The sequence below is a fragment of the Labrys sp. KB_33_2 genome (assembly GCF_052114505.1).
GTDB lineage: Bacteria > Pseudomonadota > Alphaproteobacteria > Rhizobiales > Labraceae > Labrys.
Map to the genome: position 1 here is coordinate 222,490 of NZ_JBFREW010000005.1, position 13,638 is coordinate 236,127.

Here is a 13,638-nt window from a genome sequence, read left to right on the forward strand (position 1 = left end):
GGCGCGGCAGGTCAAAGCGGCAACTGGCCGCTCGGAAGGGGAGGCGATAGCCGTTGATCCCGCTCCGCTCGCATGCTGCTCCGGAAACTGGACTAGGATCAAAGACCGACGGCAAGGCGATCAACCAGCGCGGCGAGCATGGCATCGCAACGGCCGAGTTGATCGGCGCTGACATATTCGTCCGGCTTGTGGCCTTGTGTCATGAAGCCGGGGCCGCACACCGCCGTCGCCAGGCCGAGCCTGTCCTGGAACAGCCCCCCCTCCGTGCCGAAGGCCACCTTGAAGGCTGGCTCCCGGCTTTGCGTGATCAGGCGCAGCAGTGCCACCACCGGTGAATCCATGGGAGTTTCCAGCCCCGGATAGGCATTGATCTCATCGATTGCGATGGCTACTTCCGGAAAGGCGGGACGCAGGGGGGCGACGATCGCCTCGGCGTCGCCCTTCAGATCGGCGATGATGGCCTGGGGGTCATCGCCAGCGACATTGCGGATCTCGAATTCGATCTCGCAGCATTCGGGGACGATGTTGAGGGCCTGGCCCCCGCTCATGCGCCCGGCATGGAGGGTGGTGTAGGGGATTTCATACTGATCGTCGCGCCTGCCGGTCTCGGCGAGGTCGCGCTGTCGCGCCCGCAGCCTGCCGAGAAAATCCGCGCCCAGATGCAGGGCGTTGAGCGCCGTCGGCGCCAGGGCCGAATGGCCGGCGCGGCCGGTGCAGCAGGCTCGCAAAGCCACTTTGCCCTTGTGCCCGGTCGCAATGCGCATGCCGGTCGGCTCGCCGACGATGCACAAAGCAGGGCGGATCGGGCTGGTCGCCAGCCGCTCGATCAGGCTGCGCACGCCGACACAGCCGATTTCCTCGTCATAGGAAAAGGCAAGATGAAGCGGCGTTTTGAGATCCCGCCTGGCCGCATAGAGGGCAGCGGCGAGGGCGGCCGCCACGAAACCCTTCATGTCGGCGGTGCCCCGCCCGTAATAGCGGCCGTCTTGTTCATGCAGCCTGAATGGATCCGTGCTCCAGGCCTGGCCTTCGACCGGCACCACGTCGGTATGGCCGGAGAGGACGACCCCGCTGCCGGTGGCGGGACCGATGGTCGCGAGCAGATTGGCCCGGGTGCCGTCCGGGCTCTCGACGAGGTCCCAGCCGACGCCGGCCCGGTCGAGCAGGCCGGTCACATAGCCGATCAGGTCGCGGTTGGGTTGCCGGCTGAGGGTCGCAAAACCGATCAGGCGCGCGAGAATGTCCAGAGTCGTCGGTTCGGCTGCCATGCTGTCATCGCCAAATGCAGGAGGCCCGGTCCTGTGGACCGAGCCCCGATCATCATATCCGGTCAGAGATCGCCCGGTACGCCATAGCTCGGCGCCCGGCTCGGGTCGAGGGCCCGCGAGACATAGGCTTCCATCTCACCCTTCCAGCGCTGCCAAAGCTGGTCGAGGTCTTCGATCGGATCGCCCTCGCTCCAGTCGACCCTGAGGTCGGCGACCGGCCAGGCGACGTCCCGCACCAGCAGCATGCCGATCGAATGCACCGGCCCTTCTTCGCCGCCTGCCTTCACGGCGGCACGCATCGCGCCGATCAGGCGATCGCCGAGCGAATGCTCTGCCATCTCATTGAAAGCGGCGACCATGGCGACCGGCACCTCCGGCGACGATAACAGGTTGCCGGCCGCAGCGACTCCGGATCCTTCGACCACCCGATGGGTACCGAGCGTTCGGCTGCCCGAGAAGGAGGCGGTACGGCCTTGGCTGTCGACCAAAGCGAGCTGGCGAAACTCGAGATGCGGCGCATTCGCCTTGAGCCGCTCGAGCGCCTCCGCAGCCGACAGTCCCTCCGCCATCAGATCGAGGCCCTTCGGCCCGAGCCGGGGATCGGTGATGTTCTGCGTGGCGACGACGCCGACGCCGGCCCGCGCATGGGCGCAGCGGGCGGCGACACAGGGCGAGGAGGAGGACACGGCAATGCCGAACATGCCAGTCCGGGCGCAGTGTGCCGAGATCGAGAAGGTCATCGGGCTCTCCCTCAGGCGGCGTCGGGGATGACGGCCGTCACCTCGATCTCGACCACCCATTCCGGCCGCGCTAGGGCAGGCACCACAAGGCCGGTCGAGCAGGGATGGACGCCCTTGAACCACTCGCCCATCTCCAAATAAACGGCCTCGCGATAGCGGATATCGGTCAGATACACCACGATGCGGCAGATATGGGCCATTTCGCTGCCGGCCTCCTCCAGCAGCATCTTGATGTTTTCCATGGACTTGCGGGCCTGGGCCCGGGGATCGCCGACATGCAGGCTCTCGCGGGTGTCGAGGTCCTGGGAGACCTGGCCGCGCAGGAACACCATGGTGCCGCGGGCGACCACGCCCTGGCTGAGATCGGTGTTGAGCTTCTGCTCGGGATAAGTGTCCTTGGTGTTGAAGGGACGAAGACGCTTGTGGATCATGATTGGGTACTCCGGGTGCCGAATTAGCGCTGGGCGGTGAGGATGCGGTCCGACAGGCCGGCAGATTTCTTGGTGAAGCGCAGGGCGTCGTTCCAGTCGAAATTGCGGTAGACGGCACCGAGATGGGCGAAGGGTGGCGACTGGGCGAAGAGCTGGAAGGTGAGACGGTGGCCGGCATAGTCGGAGTTCAGCAGGTCGCGGGCAAAAGCCAGCAGCTTGCGCCGGTCGTTGCTGTCCCAGTTCTCGTTGAGCGTGTAGTACTTCTTCAGCCAGACGCCGGCTTCCTCGTCGGCGAAGCTGGCGGCATCGGGCGTGACGCAGATCTGGCCGCCGCAGAGCTCGCGGGCGATGTGCATCATGTGGTGGAGCTGCGAGCAGGCATGCACGCGCCCCGTCATCAAGAGGGACTGGTTGGGCATCATCAGGCCGCCCGGGCTCTTTTCGGCATTGGTGATCGAGGCGGTCAGATGTGCGTTGATGCCCTCGCGGTAGCAGGCGAGCGTCGCCAGCTTTTCCTGGACCGCCTGCTGGTTTTCCAGGCCGGTCTGGCGCACGTTCCACAGGGCCGCGCCGATCAGCATGTCGGCGAGCTTGAGATTGCGCTGCACGAAGGCGAAGGCCGAATAGCGATGCAGCGTGGCGCGGATGAAGGCGGCCGCCTTGGTGTGCTGGTAGAACAGCACGTTTTCCCAGGGGATCAGCACATTGTCGTAGATGACGAGGCAGTCGACCTCATCGAAGCGATTGGCGAGCGGATAGTCCTCGGCCGGGGCCCGGCCGGCAAAGCCGGTGCGGGCGATGAAGCTCAGATTGGGGGAAGAGAAGTCGCATACGAAGCCGACGGCATAGTCGGACAGTTCCGAATTGCCCCAATTGGCGATGGTCGGCTTGGTGAAGGCCTGGTTGGCATAGGCTGCCGCGGTCTCGTATTTGGCCCCGCGCACCACGATGCCGGCATCGGTCTCCTTGACGACATGCAGAAGCATGTCCGGATCCTGGTCCTGTGGCCGCTTGGAACGGTCGCCCTTGGGATCGGTGTTGGCCGAGACGTGGAAGGGGTCCCGGTCGACGACGCGCTGGATGTGGTTGCGGATATTGACGGAGAAGCGCGGGTCGACCTCGTTCAGGATGTCCTGGCCGTCATAGAGCGACCACATCTCGCCGGCCGTCTCGTCGCCGACGCGGGTGACGACCCCGCCGACATCCTCCAGGATGGTGTCGGTAGCCAGGCGTTTGGCGTGCCAATCGCTTTGGCTGTGGGGCAGCTTGAGGCCGATGGAATAGCGCTCGCCGTTTTCCTCATAGCTGAGGATGTCGCGGGTGGCGTCCTCATGCGCGAGGTCGTAGATGCGCGCGCGGATGTCGACCAGCGGCTTGAATTGGGGGTGGACGGTGACGTCTTTGACGCGCTCGCCATTGATCCAGATACGCCGGCCGTCCCGGATCGAATCCCTGTATTGCTGCCCCGTTCTGAGCATCGTCTTTCCTTCGAAGTTTTCAGCGACATGAAGGCATGTCGCGAGGTGTGCGGCGGGTGAGACCCGCTTTGCTTGGGCGCCTCGTTGAAGGCGCGAACCGTCGATCAGGGCAGGCAGGGCTCGCCCCGTGATGCGGCAGGTTGGTGGTGCCGGCCATTGCGGCCGACACCGGTGAGCGACAGCCGGTTAATTGGTCTTGGTGGTCCAGGCGCCGTCCTTGACGACCTTGATCTCGATCTCGACCGGGATCTGGGTCTGGCCGTGATCGTCGAACGAGGTGGTGCCCAGCACGCCGTCATGCTTGATCGAGCGGATGGCCTGCGCCAGCTTGGCCTTGTCCTCGATGCCGTTGTCGGCGATCACCTTCAAAAGGATCTGCGTCGCCTCATAGGCATATTTGGTGTAGGGGCTGGGCGCCTCGGCGTAGTTCTGGGCCTTGTAGTCGGCCTCCATCTTGGTCAGGGCAGGGTTCGACTGGGAAGCCGGATAGCTCACCATGGTGCCCTCGGCGGCCTTTCCGGCAACCGCGATGAATTCGGGGTCGTAGAAGCCGGAGATGCCGATCATCGGCGTGGTCAGGCCGAGTTCGGCCATCTGCTTGCGCAGGATGCCGGCCTCGGTGATGACGCCGCCAAAATAGATGGCATCCGGCGCCTCGCCCTTGATGCGGGTGAGGATGGTGCGAAAATCCGTGGTGCCGACAGGCAGCAGGTCGGTCGAGGAGGTCTGGCCGCCGGCATCGCCGAAGAACTTCTTGAAGACATCGGCATTGGAGACGCCATAGTCGGAGGTATCGGCCACGATGGCGATCTTCTTGGCGCCCAGCGTCTTGAAGGCCCAGTCCGCCAGCGGTTTGTTCTCGGCCACGAGCGTGGGCGTGACGCGGGTGATCTCGGCCAGGTTCTGCTCGGTGATCTTCGGGCCGATGGCGCCCCACACGATCATCGGCATCTCGAAGCGATGGAAGACCGGGATGGTGGCGAGCGCCACAGGGCTGTTCCAATGGCCCGTGGCCGCCACCACCGCTGAATCGTTAGCCAGCTTCATGGCGGCCGACACGCCGGTCTGCGGGTCGGACGCATCATCGAGCGCCACGCCTTCGACCGTATAGGGATAATTGCCCTCATTGGCCTGCTTGATGGCGAGCAGGAAGCCATTGCGGGCGCCCAGGCCCTGAGGCGCGTTGCCACCGCTGAGCGGGCCGAGGAAGCCGAGCTTGATGGTGTCCTTGGCGAAGGCCAGCGTCGGCAGTGACGCCATGGCGGTCGCCAGCAGCACACTGCCGAGAAGGCGGCGCCGGCGTGCGTTGAAGATGGTCATGTCTATTCCCTTGCTCGATGGTACGCCGGACCACGGGTGGGATGCCTGGACTTGTCTTCTTGTTTGAGAGTCCGTGGCCGGTCGGCTTTGTCCGAGGACGAAGGCAAGGGTGCGAAGTTTTTGCGAAAGCGAGAAGTCGCAATTTTTGAAGCACTGCCTCAGAAATGCCTAAGCAGCGCCGGCTTTCATCGCTGCCCCGCCTATGCCTAGAAAAGAAGACCGGACACTCGGCAAACGAGGCGGGAGGGGAATTCTATGGATGCGCTGCTCGCGCAATATCTGCTCAACTGGCTGGTGTTGGCCAGTATCTATGCCTTGGTGGCCTTGGGGTTCAGCCTGCTGTTCGGCGTGCTCAATGTCATCCATTTCTCGCATGGTGACGTCTCGATCACCGCGCCCTTCGTCGCCCTGGCGATGATCCAGATCCTGACCGGCGGCATGCTGGGCTTCGATACCGTGCCGGCCGCCCTGATTGCCTGCCTGATCGCGATCGCCTTTGTCGGCCTGCTCGGCGTGCTGCTCGACTGGCTGGTGATCCGCCGCTTTCGCAACGCCCCGGCCATGATGGCCCTGGTCGCCACCGTGGCGCTCGGCACCGTGGTGCGCGAGCTAATCCGCACTTTCTATCCGCAAGGCAGCAACCCCAAGCCGTTTCCCGCTTTGGTGACGGGCGAAATCTCGCTCTTTGGCCTGACAGTACCGGCCTTCAGTCTCACCGTGATCGTCCTCTGCATCGCGATGGTGGCGGTCCTGTTTGCCCTGATGCGGCATACGCCGCTTGGCATGCGCATCCGGGCCGTCGCCGAAGACCGCAACACGGCGCGCCTGATGGCGATCAATCCGAGCCGGATGTTCGCCGCCACCTTCCTGCTCGCCTCGGCGGTCGGCGCTATCGGTGGCCTGTTCTATGCCAGCCATGCCGGCGTGGTGCGCTTCGATTTCGGCATCCAGCTCGGCCTGATCGGCTTTTCGGCGGCCGTGATCGGGGGCCTCGGCTCGATGCAGGGCGCCATCCTCGGCAGTCTCCTGATCGCCGGCATCGAGATGCTGGCGCAGGCTTTGCTGGCGGATGGAGCCTCCTATCGCCTGGTGTGCATTTTCGTCCTGGTGATCTGCGTGCTGGTGTTCAAACCCTCGGGCCTGCTCGGCAAGCCTGTCTTCGAGAAGGTGTGAGCCATGGCCGCCACCACGCATAATCTATCGCAGGCGCGCGCCGGCACTTCCTTCGGCGCCTTGGTTATCGTTCTCGGCGTCGAACTCATCGGGGCCGTTCTGCTCGGCACCTTGCTCCTGGCCGAACGGACCTCGATCATCGTCGCCCTGTTGGCCTTGCTCGGGGCCGGCTTCGCCGCCCTGCAGCTCAGGCCGCAGATCGAGGAGCATATCATCGTGGCCTTCCGGCGCTATCGCACCAGCGCCACCGTCCTCGGCATCGCCATCGTCCTGGCGTTTCCCTTCTTCATGCAGGGCAGCAGCTACGCGCTGCATCTGCTCATCGTTGCCCAGCTTTATTCGGTGCTGGCACTCGCCCTCAATTTCCAGCTCGGCAGCGCCAATATTCCGAACTTCGCAACGGGCGCCTCCTATGGCATTGGTGCCTATACTTCGGCGCTGCTGGCGATCAATTTCGGCATTTCCTTCTGGCTGACCCTGCCGATCTCGGCGGTGGTGGCGACCTTGTTCGGCTTTGCGCTCGGCTTCCCCTCCATGCGGACCAAGGAAAGCTACCTTGCCCTGGTAACCATCGCCTTCGGCATCGTCGTCCAGCAATTGCTCAACAACCTGTCGTGGACAGGAGGGCCCAACGGCCTGGTCGGCATTCCCGCGCCGACCTTCTTCGGGCATTCCTTCATCAAGCCCCTCTATGTCTTCGGCTACAAGCTGCCGAGCCAGGCCAATTTCTACTATCTCTCGGCGGCGCTGGTGGGTCTTGCCATCCTCTCGGCGGGACGCCTCCACCACAGCCGGGTGGGCCTGGCCTGGAATGCCTTGAGGGCCGACCCGCTCGCGGCGCGCTGCCAGGGCATCAACGTGGTCTGGTACAAGATCCTGGCCTTCGGCGTCGATGCTTTCCTCGCCGCCTTCGCCGGCACCGTCTACGCCTTCTATGTGAGCTACATTTCGCCCGACAACTTCACCTTCGTGGTGTCGGTCACCATCATGACCATGGTGATCGTGGGTGGCATGGACAACACGCTCGGCGTGATCATCGGTGCCTTCCTGCTGACGCTGCTGCCTGAAAAGCTCAGGGTGTTCTCCGACTACCGCCTGCTCTTCGTCAGCATCATCGTGATCGCCTTCTTGATCCTGCGGCCCCAGGGCCTCTTCCCGCAGCGCGCGCGCAACTATGGGGGCCAGCCATGAGGGAGCCGGTCATAAACCAGACGCTTCTGGAGACCCGGGACCTGACCATCAAATTCGGCGGGCTGACGGCGGTGGACGGGGTCGACCTCCGGCTCGATCGCTCGGAGATCCTGTGCATCATCGGGCCGAACGGGGCGGGCAAGTCCACCCTGTTCAACGTCATCACCGGCATCTACCGGCCCTCCAAGGGCACGGTGGCGCTGGAAGGACGCGACATTACCGGCAATCCCGCCCACCGCATCGCAGCCGCGGGCATCACCCGTACCTTCCAGTCGAGCCGGCTGTTCAACGACCTGACGCTGGTCGACAATGTGGTGATCGGCATGCATTGCCGCACCCGCACAGGCGTGCTCACGGCGCTGCTGCGTCCGGGCAAGGCACGCGCCGAACTCGACGAGGCTGCCGAGCGCGCGGGCGAATTGATCCGCTCCATCTCGCCCGACCTTTACGAACGGCGCCATACCTTGGCAGGCACGCTGCCCCAGGCCGACCGCCGCCGCCTGGAAATTGCCCGAGCGCTTGCTTCCGACCCGAAGGTGATCCTGCTCGACGAGCCTTCCTCGGGCATGGACGATCGCGACACCGATGCCTTGATGGCAAGCATCCGCTCCGTGATGGCCCGGCGAGCCGGCCTGTCCTTCCTGATCATCGAACACGACATGCGTCTGGTCAGGGCGCTGCCCGACCGGGTTGCCGTCATCGATTACGGCCGGAAGATCGCCGACGGCGACTTCCAGGAGGTGCGGCAGCTGCCGCGCGTCCAGCAGGCTTATCTCGGACACAAGGCCGGTCATGCTTGAACTCAAATCCGTCTCGACCAGCTATGGGCCGGTGCCCATGCTCCGCAATGTCTCGCTTCAGGTGAACAGGGGTGAACTCGTCTGCCTGCTCGGGCCGAACGGTGCCGGCAAGAGCACGACCTTCAATGCCATCTGCGGCCTCCTCAAGCTCGACACGGGCTCGATCGGCATCCTGGGCAAGGACGTGGCCGCGGTTGGCACCGAAAGGCTGGCGTCGCTGGGAGTCGGCTTCGTCCCCGAAGGGCGCCGACTCTTCCCGACCCTCAATGTGCGCGAGAATCTCAAGCTCGCCTTCGACGCTGCCAGATGCCGGGTACCGTTCGGGGACAGGCTGGAGGCGATGGCCGGCCTGTTTCCACGCATTCGCGAGAGGTTGACGCAGGGAGCGGGGACGATGTCGGGCGGCGAGCAGGCCATGGTGGCCCTGGCCCGCGCCTTGATCGGCGATCCGCAGCTGGTTGTGATGGACGAGCCCTCGCTCGGCCTATCGCCGAAGCTCATCGACGAATATTTCGACATCGTCGGGCGCATCCGCGACCAGGGCAAGACCGTATTGCTGGTCGAGCAGAATGCCGAGACCGCGCTGTCGATCGCCGATCGCGGCTATCTGCTGGTGCGCGGCCAGATCGCAGCGAGCGGTACCAGCAAGGACCTGCTCGCCAACGACACGGTACATCACCTCTATCTCTAGATCGGCTTTGACCAGTCCGGATCGTCGTGCTGCGGCTTTTCCGAACCCGTGCAGCGGAATTCCATATTTTCCAGCGCCGACGATTTCCGGAAGGATCGATCGGCGGAAGGCCGGGGTGACACCGGCTTCAAGACCAACAGGAGAGCGCGGATGGGCGTGGAGATCGATCCAAAGGTGCGCGAGAAATTCCTCGGCGGCATGAGCCAGGCCGCCTGCACCGTGAACGTGGTCTCCACCGACGGGCCGGCCGGCCGGGCAGGGGTGACCGTCTCGGCCATGGCCTCCGTCTCGGCGGATACGGATCTGCCCACCATGCTGGTCTGCGTCCACCATCTCAGCCCGGCGGCGGCCAAGATCGTCGAGAACGGCGTTTTGTGCGTCAACGTCCTGCGGGACGACCAGTCCTATATCTCGGATGTCTTCGCTGGCCGTTTTCGCGACGAGATCGGCGACAAGTTCGAATGCACCGAATGGGTGACCGCATCGACCGGCGCGCCGCGCATCGCCGATCCCTTGGTGGCGTTCGACTGCAAGCTCTTATCGAGCGAGAAGGTCGGCACGCACCACATCTTCTTGTGCGAAGTGCGCGATATCCATCTCTCCCGCCACGGTTCGCCGCTGATCTATGCCAATCGTTCCTATGGTTCGTCGAACCGGATCGAAGGGGCGAGTTCGCTGCGCGCGGGGCTGGCGGGCGAGACAGCCCGGCTGGTGATTGGCTGCTTCCACACGTTCGGGCCCTATCTCATGCCCTCGCTTATCCGCGAGATGGGCGGCATCGGCGTCAAGCTGATCGAAGGCGATCATCGGCGCCTGCGCGAAAGCCTGCTGGCGGGCGAGAGCGAACTGGCACTGCTTTATGATTTCGACCTGGGCGGCGAGTTCGAAAAGCTATCCTTGGGCGAGTTGACACCCTATGTCCTGCTCTCAGCCAATCATCCGCTCTGCCATCAGAGCGAGGTGGCGCCCGAGGATCTCGCCGCCGAGCCGATGATCCTGCTCGATGCCCCGCCCAGCCGGGACTATTTCACCGGCATTCTGGAAGACGCCGGCATCAAGCCGCTGATCGCCTATCGCTCGATCTCCTTCGAGATGGTGCGCGGCATGGTGGCCCATGGCCTGGGCTATTCGATCCTGGCGACCAAGCCGGCCTCGGACATGAGCTATGACGGGCTCAATCTGGTGACCCGCCCTCTGACCGGCAAGCACCGCGAGAACCGCATCGTGCTGGCCCATCGTGCCGAGCGCGAGCTTTCGCCTGCGGCCCGGCATTTCGCCGATCTGTGCGCGAAGCGTTTTGCAAAGCGGTGAGATAGGACGAAAGGCGCGACGCCGGTGGTCCTTCGCCCCGTTTTCGGGGAGAAGGAACGATGAGGGGTTGCGCGACCTTACAGATTGAACGCTTGCTGCTGTCCCTTAGCTCTATCCCGGTCCATTCCAAAAGGAATGGACGATAGCCGTAAACGGGGAGAGGCGGCACAAGCATCGTGCTTACCTGCTGGATTGATCATCTCGCTCTACCGTCATTTTAAAACGTTGCCTTCCTACGGCGTGATCAGGATGGCCCCGACGACCTGGCGGGCCTCGGCGGCTTCATGCGCTATGGCGATCTCATCGAGCGAGAAGCGTTGCCCGATATCCACGCTCACATGCCCCTTGGCGACTGCATCGAAGAAATCGGCCGCGTTGGCACGGAAGCTGGCGCTGTCGGCATTGTGGGCGAAGATCGACGGGCGGGTGATGAACAGACCGCCCTTCTTGTTGAGAAGGTCGAGGTCGATAGCGGGGGCCGGGCCGGAGGCCGCGCCATAAGAGACCACCAGCCCGAAGGGGGCGGCGCATTCGAGCGACTTGATCAGCGTATCCTTGCCGACGGCGTCATAGACCACGCGGGCTTTGCGGCCGCCGGTCGCCTGGAGGAAGGCCTCGGGCCAGGCGGGGTCGTTGAGATCGATCACCGCCTTGCATCCGGCGGCGAGCGCGGCCTCGCGCTTGCTGGGCGAGCCGGTGGTACCGATGACGGTCGCCCCCAGTGCCGTCGCCCATCGCGTGAGGATCTGGCCGACACCCCCGGCAGCCGAGTGGACCAGCAGGAGATCGCCCGGCTGGACTGCGTAAGTCTTGCGCAGCAGATATTGCGCCGTCATGCCTTTGAAGAACAAGGTCGCGGCCGCCTGGTCGCTGACCGAGGGAGGTAGGATCGCCAGCTTGTCGGCCGGGACATTGCGCCGATCCGCATAGGCACCCAGGCCCGCATTGATATAAGCAACCCTGTCGCCGGCCTTGAGGTCGCTGACGCCGGGGCCGACCGCCTCCACCACGCCGGCAGCCTCGAAGCCGAGCCCGCTCGGCAATTGCAGCGGATAGATACCCTTGCGCTGGTAGATGTCGATAAAATTGAAGCCGATCGCCGTGTGCCTGACCTGAACCTCGCCGGCGCCGGGCGCGGGCAGGTCCCGCGTCTCGAGCTTCATCACGGTGGGCGCGCCATATTCGCTGACGACGACTCTGCGTTGGACGGACATGAACGGTATCTCCTGAGTGGACGATATTGCGGTGTCGCCGTCCTTTATGATCTCACTTCATTTCGTGATAAATGGGGAGCTGATCGCTAGACTTGAAACGAATGGTTTCAAATTAATGGACCGCTTTACCAGCATGGGTGTGTTCGCCAGGGCCGTGGAGGCGGGGTCCTTCTCGGCGGCCGGCAACGCGCTGTCGATGTCCTCGCAGATGGTGGGCAAGCATGTACGCCTGCTGGAGGACCATCTCGGCGTCAAGCTGATCAACCGCACGACCCGGCGCCAAAGCGTCACCGAGATCGGGCGCAGCTATTACGAGCGGGTTCGCACCATCCTGGCCGAGGTCGAGGCGGCCGAAGTGCTGGCTGCCGAGACGCGCGGCACCCCGCGCGGTCAGATCCGGGTGAACGCCCCGGTGACCTTCGGCGCGCATGAACTCGCCAATGCCCTGCCGGACTATCTGGCTGCCCATCCCGAAGTCGATGTCGAGCTCACACTGTCCGATCGCGTCGTCGACCTCATCGACGAGGGGTATGACGCCGTGTTTCGCGTTGGCCCTCTTGCCGATTCGAGCCTGATAGCCCGGCCACTGCGGCCCATGACGTTCACTGTCTGCGCGGCGCCGGCCTATCTTGCTGCGCATGGCCATCCCGAAAAGCCGGCCGACCTCGATAAGCATGAGAGCCTCGGCTTCATGCATGGAAATACGCGTGACCAATGGCGTTTTGCCGGTCCCGAAGGCTTGGAGACGGTCGAGCTGTCCTATCGCTTCCTAGCCAATAATGGCCAGGCCCTGCTCACGGCCGCATTGGCCGGCCTCGGCATCATGCTCCAGCCGGCGTCCCTGGTGCGGAGCGACATCGAAGCCGGACGCTTGATCCGGCTGCTGGAGGGCTACGAGCCCCCATCTCGGGTCATGAACATCCTCTATGCTCCGGACCGCCGCATCACCCCGAAGCTGCGCTCTTTCGTCGACTTCGCCATCGCCCGTTTCGGGTGAAGGCAGCACAAATCCTTGTACATCTTGCTTTAAGACGCGATCGGGAAGTGGCACGCGACCTTGCGACCGGGGCTGTAGTCCCGCATCTGCGGGCGCTCCGAACGGCACAGGTCCTGGGCGACCGGGCATCTGGGGTGGAAGCGGCAGCCCGGCGGCGGGTTGAGCGGGCTTGGCACATCGCCGGTGAGGATGATGCGCTTGCGCGTTCCGCTCGGCGTGGTCTCCACGATGGGAACCGCCGAAATCAGGGCCTGGCTGTAGGGATGGGCCGGCGTGGCGAACACCTCTTCGGCCGGACCTTCCTCGACGATGGAACCCAGATACATCACCGCGATGCGGGTCGAGACCTGGCGGACGACAGAGAGGTCATGGGCGATGAAGATATAGGTGAGGTTCAGCTTCTCCTGCAGGTCGGCGAGCAGGTTGACGATCTGTGCCTGCACCGAGACGTCGAGGGCCGAGACCGGCTCGTCCAGAACCACAAGGTCCGGATTGAGCGCGATGGCGCGGGCAATGCCCACGCGCTGGCGCTGGCCGCCGGAGAACTCGTGCGGATAGCGCATGACGTGATCCGGGAGCAGCCCGACGAGATCGAACAGCTCAGCCACGCGCTTGGCGATCTGCGCCGACGACAGTTTGGTGTGGATGCGCAGCGGCTCCGCCACCAGATCGCCGACGCGCCGCCTCGGGTTGAGCGAAGCCGATGGATCCTGGAACACCATCTGCAGCCGGCGCCTCAGCGGCCTGAGCTTGGCCAGCGACGTGCCGGTAATGTCTTCGCCTTCGAAGATGAGCTGGCCCTCGGAGATGTCGTAGAGCCGGACCAAGCAGCGAGCCAGCGTGGACTTGCCGCAACCCGATTCGCCGACGAGCCCGACGGTCTCCCCGTGTCCCACCGTCAGGGAAACATTGTCGACCGCATGGACTGTGCGCTTGCCCTCGGCGGAAAAGCGGCTGCCGATCGAGAAGCGCTTGCCGAGCGCGCGCGTTTCGAGGATCGGCCGATTTTTTTCGATCATCTGTC

General features: G+C 64.2%; 13 protein-coding genes. 6 read left to right on the plus strand and 7 right to left on the minus strand.

The annotated features are described in order from the left end of the window. Positions 1-98 precede the first annotated feature (98 nt). The 5 genes from argE to AB4037_RS11415 all read right to left on the minus strand — a co-directional run bounded on the left by argE (position 99) and on the right by AB4037_RS11415 (position 5,237). Positions 99-1,268 carry an acetylornithine deacetylase gene (gene argE, locus AB4037_RS11395; RefSeq protein ID WP_441771589.1) on the minus strand — a complete coding sequence of 390 codons (1,170 nt, stop codon included), beginning with the start codon at positions 1,266-1,268 and terminating at the stop codon, positions 99-101. Between the two features lie 62 nt (positions 1,269-1,330). Then, on the minus strand, positions 1,331-2,008 hold the full coding sequence (locus tag AB4037_RS11400; RefSeq protein WP_434959953.1) for a DUF1028 domain-containing protein: 678 nt from the start codon (positions 2,006-2,008) through the stop codon (positions 1,331-1,333). An 11-nt stretch (positions 2,009-2,019) separates the two neighbouring features. After that, on the minus strand, positions 2,020-2,439 hold the full coding sequence (locus AB4037_RS11405) for a RidA family protein (protein WP_210249950.1): 420 nt from the start codon (positions 2,437-2,439) through the stop codon (positions 2,020-2,022). 23 nt (positions 2,440-2,462) lie between these two features. After that, a complete protein-coding gene (locus tag AB4037_RS11410) occupies positions 2,463-3,917 on the minus strand; it encodes a 4-hydroxyphenylacetate 3-hydroxylase family protein (RefSeq protein ID WP_441771590.1) in 1,455 nt (484 codons plus the stop codon). 186 nt (positions 3,918-4,103) lie between these two features. Then, positions 4,104-5,237, minus strand: coding sequence for a branched-chain amino acid ABC transporter substrate-binding protein (locus tag AB4037_RS11415; protein ID WP_441771591.1), 1,134 nt, complete (start codon positions 5,235-5,237; stop codon positions 4,104-4,106). A gap of 255 nt (positions 5,238-5,492) precedes the next feature. On the opposite strand from AB4037_RS11415, the gene AB4037_RS11420 reads away from it, so the two are divergent. The 5 genes from AB4037_RS11420 to AB4037_RS11440 all read left to right on the plus strand — a co-directional run bounded on the left by AB4037_RS11420 (position 5,493) and on the right by AB4037_RS11440 (position 10,403). Beyond that, positions 5,493-6,410 carry a branched-chain amino acid ABC transporter permease gene (locus AB4037_RS11420; protein WP_434959956.1) on the plus strand — a complete coding sequence of 306 codons (918 nt, stop codon included), beginning with the start codon at positions 5,493-5,495 and terminating at the stop codon, positions 6,408-6,410. 3 nt (positions 6,411-6,413) lie between these two features. After that, positions 6,414-7,601: a branched-chain amino acid ABC transporter permease gene (locus AB4037_RS11425; RefSeq protein WP_441771592.1), complete on the plus strand. Its 1,188-nt coding sequence runs from the start codon at positions 6,414-6,416 to the stop codon at positions 7,599-7,601. After that, a complete protein-coding gene (locus AB4037_RS11430; RefSeq protein ID WP_434959958.1) occupies positions 7,598-8,401 on the plus strand; it encodes an ABC transporter ATP-binding protein in 804 nt (267 codons plus the stop codon). The genes AB4037_RS11425 and AB4037_RS11430 overlap by 4 nt, the downstream gene beginning before the upstream one ends. Further along, positions 8,394-9,092 carry an ABC transporter ATP-binding protein gene (locus tag AB4037_RS11435; RefSeq protein ID WP_434959959.1) on the plus strand — a complete coding sequence of 233 codons (699 nt, stop codon included), beginning with the start codon at positions 8,394-8,396 and terminating at the stop codon, positions 9,090-9,092. The genes AB4037_RS11430 and AB4037_RS11435 overlap by 8 nt, the downstream gene beginning before the upstream one ends. Before the next feature lie 150 nt (positions 9,093-9,242). Then, positions 9,243-10,403 (plus strand): LysR substrate-binding domain-containing protein, encoded by a 1,161-nt coding sequence (locus tag AB4037_RS11440; protein WP_434959960.1) that lies wholly within the window; start codon positions 9,243-9,245, stop codon positions 10,401-10,403. 233 nt (positions 10,404-10,636) lie between these two features. Here AB4037_RS11440 and AB4037_RS11445 read toward each other — a convergent pair whose 3' ends face one another. Then, positions 10,637-11,617, minus strand: a complete 981-nt coding sequence (locus tag AB4037_RS11445; RefSeq protein WP_441771593.1) for a quinone oxidoreductase family protein — start codon at positions 11,615-11,617, stop codon at positions 10,637-10,639. Between the two features lie 115 nt (positions 11,618-11,732). On the opposite strand from AB4037_RS11445, the gene AB4037_RS11450 reads away from it, so the two are divergent. Beyond that, positions 11,733-12,614: a LysR family transcriptional regulator gene (locus tag AB4037_RS11450; RefSeq protein WP_441771594.1), complete on the plus strand. Its 882-nt coding sequence runs from the start codon at positions 11,733-11,735 to the stop codon at positions 12,612-12,614. A gap of 29 nt (positions 12,615-12,643) precedes the next feature. On the opposite strand, the gene AB4037_RS11455 is transcribed toward AB4037_RS11450, so the two are convergent. After that, entirely contained in the window at positions 12,644-13,633 is a 990-nt protein-coding gene (locus AB4037_RS11455) for an ABC transporter ATP-binding protein (protein WP_441771595.1), read from the minus strand. Positions 13,634-13,638: the final 5 nt, after the last annotated feature.

What these genes read in the sequence shown, in the direction of transcription:
- argE (WP_441771589.1), bottom strand. Translation starts at nt 1,268, where the DNA reads ATGGCAGCCGAACCGACGACTCTGGACATTCTCGCGCGCCTGATCGGT.
- AB4037_RS11400 (WP_434959953.1), bottom strand. Translation starts at nt 2,008, where the DNA reads ATGACCTTCTCGATCTCGGCACACTGCGCCCGGACTGGCATGTTCGGC.
- AB4037_RS11405 (WP_210249950.1), bottom strand. Translation starts at nt 2,439, where the DNA reads ATGATCCACAAGCGTCTTCGTCCCTTCAACACCAAGGACACTTATCCC.
- AB4037_RS11410 (WP_441771590.1), bottom strand. Translation starts at nt 3,917, where the DNA reads ATGCTCAGAACGGGGCAGCAATACAGGGATTCGATCCGGGACGGCCGG.
- AB4037_RS11415 (WP_441771591.1), bottom strand. Translation starts at nt 5,237, where the DNA reads ATGACCATCTTCAACGCACGCCGGCGCCGCCTTCTCGGCAGTGTGCTG.
- AB4037_RS11420 (WP_434959956.1), top strand. Translation starts at nt 5,493, where the DNA reads ATGGATGCGCTGCTCGCGCAATATCTGCTCAACTGGCTGGTGTTGGCC.
- AB4037_RS11425 (WP_441771592.1), top strand. Translation starts at nt 6,414, where the DNA reads ATGGCCGCCACCACGCATAATCTATCGCAGGCGCGCGCCGGCACTTCC.
- AB4037_RS11430 (WP_434959958.1), top strand. Translation starts at nt 7,598, where the DNA reads ATGAGGGAGCCGGTCATAAACCAGACGCTTCTGGAGACCCGGGACCTG.
- AB4037_RS11435 (WP_434959959.1), top strand. Translation starts at nt 8,394, where the DNA reads ATGCTTGAACTCAAATCCGTCTCGACCAGCTATGGGCCGGTGCCCATG.
- AB4037_RS11440 (WP_434959960.1), top strand. Translation starts at nt 9,243, where the DNA reads ATGGGCGTGGAGATCGATCCAAAGGTGCGCGAGAAATTCCTCGGCGGC.
- AB4037_RS11445 (WP_441771593.1), bottom strand. Translation starts at nt 11,617, where the DNA reads ATGTCCGTCCAACGCAGAGTCGTCGTCAGCGAATATGGCGCGCCCACC.
- AB4037_RS11450 (WP_441771594.1), top strand. Translation starts at nt 11,733, where the DNA reads ATGGACCGCTTTACCAGCATGGGTGTGTTCGCCAGGGCCGTGGAGGCG.
- AB4037_RS11455 (WP_441771595.1), bottom strand. Translation starts at nt 13,633, where the DNA reads ATGATCGAAAAAAATCGGCCGATCCTCGAAACGCGCGCGCTCGGCAAG.